The organism is Klebsiella sp. 1SOBk5mer (genome assembly GCF_046603115.1).
Lineage (GTDB): Bacteria > Pseudomonadota > Gammaproteobacteria > Enterobacterales > Enterobacteriaceae > Klebsiella > Klebsiella quasipneumoniae.
In genome coordinates this window covers 1-4,460 of sequence record NZ_JBKIUU010000024.1, presented here as the reverse complement: position 1 = coordinate 4,460, position 4,460 = coordinate 1, and the positions used below count along the sequence as shown (strand labels likewise).

Here is a 4,460-nt window from a genome sequence, read left to right as displayed (position 1 = left end):
GAACTGCCAGGCATCAAATAAAGCAGAAAGCTCAGTCGAAAGACTGAGCTTTTTGTTTTTGCGTTTAAAAAGAACCCCGTCCCGAAAGGTGCGGGGTTTTTTGCTGTGTGGTGTATGACTCCCCCGGTGGCGCTGTGCTTACCGGGGCTACGGACCTTGCGGGTTCTGTTGCCTGGACCGGTACACCACATCACCACCGTTAGCGCCCCGCAATATTATTGCCTCTGTAATCAAGCAAGCCTTCCCCCGCCAGATACGGTAAACTAACGCCGATTTTGCATCAGGAAGCCACTATGAACCACTCCCTCAAACCCTGGAATACCTTTGGCATTGAGCGATCCGCCAATACGATAGTACGTGCCGAAACTGAACAACAGTTATTAAGCGCCTGGCAAACCGCTGTCGCGGCTGGCGAACCCACGCTAATCCTTGGGGAAGGCAGTAACGTCCTGTTTCTGAACGACTATGCCGGTACGGTGATCCTCAACCGAATTATGGGGATCGAGGTGAGCGAAACCCCGGGTGCCTGGCGCTTGCACGTCGGCGCCGGCGAAAACTGGCATCAACTGGTGCAGTTCACGCTACAGCATGCGATGCCTGGTCTGGAAAATCTGGCATTAATCCCTGGTTGCGCAGGATCTTCGCCTATCCAGAATATTGGCGCTTACGGCGTCGAATTGCAGCGGGTTTGCGAATATGTTGACTGCATCGAGCTGGAAACGGGACGTAAACAACGCCTTTCCGCAGCGGAATGCCGTTTCGGCTATCGCGACAGCATCTTTAAACATGAATATCAGGACCGCTACGCCATCGTCGCGATTGGCTTGGCGTTAGAGAAAGCGTGGCGACCGGTGCTGAGCTACGGTGATTTAACACGTCTCGATCCGCAGACTGTCACCCCGCAGCAGGTATTCGATGCGGTCTGTCATATGCGAATGACTAAATTGCCGGATCCAAAGATTAACGGTAATGCTGGCAGCTTTTTTAAGAACCCGATCGTCAGCGCTCAGGTTGCTGAAGCGCTGCTGGCGCAGTTCCCTGATGCACCGCACTATCCGCAGGCAAACGGCAGCGTCAAGCTGGCCGCTGGCTGGCTAATCGATCAATGTCAGCTCAAAGGACAACGCATCGGCGGCGCGGCCGTGCATCGACAGCAGGCGCTGGTACTGATTAATGAAGATCAAGCGACCAGTGAGGATGTGATAAAGCTTGCCCATTACGTTCGCCAGCAGGTGGGTGCGAAATTCAATGTATGGCTTCAACCTGAGGTGCGCTTCATTGGAACGCATGGTGAAGTCAACGCAGAGGAGAGCATTGCGTGAAAGACCATACTATCCCTTTAACGCTAATTTCTATCCTTTCTGATGGTGAGTTTCACTCAGGTGAACAGCTTGGCGAGCAGTTAGGCATGAGCCGGGCGGCGATTAATAAGCATATCCAGACTTTACGCGACTGGGGCGTTGATGTGTTTACCGTACCGGGCAAGGGTTACAGCCTGCCAGAGCCTATTCATCTTTTGGATGAGAAAAAGATCTCCCAACAGATAGAGCATGGCCGAGTGACTGTCCTTCCGGTAATCGACTCCACTAACCAGTATTTGCTGGACAGACTGGATGAGCTGACGTCCGGCGATGCCTGCGTGGCTGAATATCAGCAGGCAGGGCGGGGCCGGCGAGGCAGAAAATGGTTTTCCCCCTTTGGCGCGAATCTCTATCTCTCAATGTACTGGCGTCTGGAGCAGGGCCCGGCAGCGGCTATTGGCCTAAGCCTGGTGATCGGTATTGTGATCGCTGAAGTGCTGCAGCAACTCGGGGCCGAACAGGTTCGCGTGAAATGGCCGAACGATATTTATCTGCAGGATCGTAAGCTGTCAGGGATCCTCGTGGAACTGACGGGAAAAACGGGCGATGCCGCACAAATCGTCAGCGGCGCGGGTATCAACCTTGTGATGCGTCACGTGGAGTCTGATGTCGTCAATCAGGGTTGGATCAGTCTTCAGGAAGCAGGGGTGGTCATCGATCGTAACCTCCTCGCCGCGCGCCTGATTAAAGAGCTGCGCCTGGGGCTGGAGCTGTTCGAGCAGGAAGGGTTGGCTCCTTATCTGCCGCGCTGGGAAAAACTGGATAACTTTATTCATCGTCCGGTAAAACTGATTATCGGTGATAAAGAAATTTATGGCATTTCCCGCGGTATTGACGCCCAGGGGGCGCTATTGCTGGAGCAGGATGGTGTGATAAAAGCCTGGGTCGGTGGTGAAATATCATTGCGCAGCGCAGAATAAAAAAGGGAGCTTCGGCTCCCTTTGCTTTATTTCCGTAAGCGTACCTGATTAACGGAATGATTGGCGCTCTTGGTCATAATCAGGCTGGCGCGCTCGCGGGTTGGAAGGATGTTTTCCTTGAGATTCATTAGGTTAATCTCATTCCATAGCGAGGTGGCAATATCCACTGCTTCTTCCTTCGACAGCTTGGCGTAATTATGGAAATAAGAATCCGGGTCGGTAAATGCTCCTTCCCGGAATTTAAGAAAGCGGTTGATATACCAGCTTTTCAATAATTCTTCTGGGGCATCGACATAAATAGAAAAGTCGACAAAATCCGATACGAATACATGATGCGGATCGTGTGGATAATCCATCCCACTTTGCAGAACATTCAGTCCTTCAAGAATGAGAATATCCGGTTGCGCGACAGTTTTATCGCCGTCGGGTATAACATCATAAATTAGATGGGAATAAACCGGTGCAGTTGCCTGTGGTACTCCTGATTTGAGATCGGAGACAAACTTCACCAGCCGATGCATATCATAAGACTGCGGAAAGCCTTTCTTCTTCATTAACCCACGTTCTTTCAAAACCGAGTTAGGGTGCAAAAATCCGTCAGTGGTAATGAGTTCGACATGGCGATGCTCAGGCCAACGGCTAAGCAAGGCCTGCAGTACACGGGCGGTGGTGCTTTTACCTACCGCAACGCTGCCAGCTATGCTGATTATATAGGGAATTCGCTGACCGTTGGTGCCAAGAAATTGTTCGAGAACCGCCTGACGACGCAGGTTAGAACTAATATAGAAGTTGAGCAAACGCGACAGCGGCAAATAGATCTCAGCAACCTCTTCCAGAGAGAGATCTTCGTTGATGCCTTTTAACCGCGTGATTTCTTCCTCGGTTAACGTCATCGGGACAGAATCACGAAGTGCAGCCCATTGGTGGCGGTTAAATTGTAGGTACGGTGTCATTAACGTCTGCTCTTTTTGGCTCATAAGCATGTTCTTACCATCACCGAATACGTTGAAACGGCGATGCTTCACACGAGTTAATCAGGACAATGGGCAGGAGGGTAACACCAGATTGCCGGGAATAATAAGAAAAAAACTCATTGAATGCTGCTTTCTCGCGCCAGCGTCACAAGAGAGGAATAAGTTTCTTATGCTTTGCAAAGCATGGTCTTTGCTAACAGGATAGTGCTAACGGCCTGCTGCCTTTCAGGCTGCGGTCAGCATACGTTCCGGGTAAACGTGGATGACCGAAACCGCGCCTGCTGTGCTGTTTGCTGGCGATTATTTGCACTCCGTTGTTTGAAATTACACCGTTTTTTCGCGTAAGAGCACAAAATGTGAGCAAGAGAACGTTTTATGCAAATTTTTAGTTGCATGAACTCGCTCCTCTCCCTAGAATGCGCGCTACTTGATGCCGACTTAGCTCAGTAGGTAGAGCAACTGACTTGTAATCAGTAGGTCACCAGTTCGATTCCGGTAGTCGGCACCATAACAATTTGGGTGGGGTTCCCGAGCGGCCAAAGGGAGCAGACTGTAAATCTGCCGTCATCGACTTCGAAGGTTCGAATCCTTCCCCCACCACCACTTTCTGGCGACGCTTTGCGTAGCCGGAGTTGGTTGGGTAAACTAATCAGCTCAATACTACAGAGAGCAGTCTCTTTAGTATTACAGAAAGAACTGGGTAGCCGAGTTTCAGGATGCGGGCATCGTATAATGGCTATTACCTCAGCCTTCCAAGCTGATGATGCGGGTTCGATTCCCGCTGCCCGCTCCAGACGTGCTGATATGGCTCAGTTGGTAGAGCGCACCCTTGGTAAGGGTGAGGTCCCCAGTTCGACTCTGGGTATCAGCACCACTTCTTTTCTCTCCTTCCCTGTTTCTCTTCTGTTATGTTCATTCAACAAGTCGGGCATGTTGCCTGGTTGATGTGGTGATATCACCGATTTATCCGTGTCTTAGAGGGACAATCGATGTCTAAAGAAAAGTTTGAACGTACAAAACCGCACGTTAACGTCGGTACTATCGGCCACGTTGACCATGGTAAAACAACGCTGACCGCTGCCATCACTACCGTACTGGCTAAAACCTACGGTGGTTCCGCTCGCGCATTCGACCAGATCGATAACGCGCCGGAAGAAAAAGCTCGTGGTATCACCATCAACACCTCTCACGTTGAATATGACACC

Annotated in this window: 4 protein-coding genes and 4 tRNA genes; 7 read left to right on the top strand and 1 reads right to left on the bottom strand. The window is 50.9% G+C overall.

Annotated features, from left to right (window positions below; genetic code table 11):
* Positions 1-293 precede the first annotated feature (293 nt).
* Complete coding sequence (gene murB / locus ACLH1U_RS25115; RefSeq protein WP_121936477.1) at positions 294-1,322, top strand: UDP-N-acetylmuramate dehydrogenase; 1,029 nt, start codon at positions 294-296, stop codon at positions 1,320-1,322.
* A complete protein-coding gene (gene birA, locus ACLH1U_RS25110; protein ID WP_411299513.1) occupies positions 1,319-2,281 on the top strand; it encodes a bifunctional biotin--[acetyl-CoA-carboxylase] ligase/biotin operon repressor BirA in 963 nt (320 codons plus the stop codon). The genes murB and birA overlap by 4 nt, the downstream gene beginning before the upstream one ends.
* 26 nt (positions 2,282-2,307) lie before the next feature.
* Here the strand turns inward: birA and coaA are convergent, their stop codons facing one another.
* Positions 2,308-3,258, bottom strand: coding sequence for a type I pantothenate kinase (gene coaA / locus ACLH1U_RS25105; RefSeq protein ID WP_032429237.1), 951 nt, complete (start codon positions 3,256-3,258; stop codon positions 2,308-2,310).
* A 429-nt stretch (positions 3,259-3,687) separates the two neighbouring features.
* On the opposite strand from coaA, the gene ACLH1U_RS25100 reads away from it, so the two are divergent.
* The 5 genes from ACLH1U_RS25100 to ACLH1U_RS25080 form a co-directional block, all read left to right on the top strand.
* Positions 3,688-3,763: transfer RNA gene (locus tag ACLH1U_RS25100), tRNA-Thr, on the top strand.
* Positions 3,764-3,773: 10 nt separating this feature from the next.
* Positions 3,774-3,858, top strand: a tRNA-Tyr gene (locus ACLH1U_RS25095).
* A 115-nt stretch (positions 3,859-3,973) separates the two neighbouring features.
* A tRNA-Gly gene (locus ACLH1U_RS25090) sits at positions 3,974-4,048 on the top strand.
* 5 nt (positions 4,049-4,053) lie between these two features.
* Positions 4,054-4,129, top strand: a tRNA-Thr gene (locus tag ACLH1U_RS25085).
* A gap of 115 nt (positions 4,130-4,244) precedes the next feature.
* The coding region (locus ACLH1U_RS25080) for a GTP-binding protein (RefSeq protein WP_227545090.1) at positions 4,245-4,460 on the top strand (216 nt) is incomplete at its 3' end.

Bases quoted from the DNA above. Each gene is read 5' to 3' on its own strand.
- coaA (WP_032429237.1), bottom strand. From the start codon at position 3,258: ATGAGCCAAAAAGAGCAGACGTTAATGACACCGTACCTACAATTTAAC.
- murB (WP_121936477.1), top strand. From the start codon at position 294: ATGAACCACTCCCTCAAACCCTGGAATACCTTTGGCATTGAGCGATCC.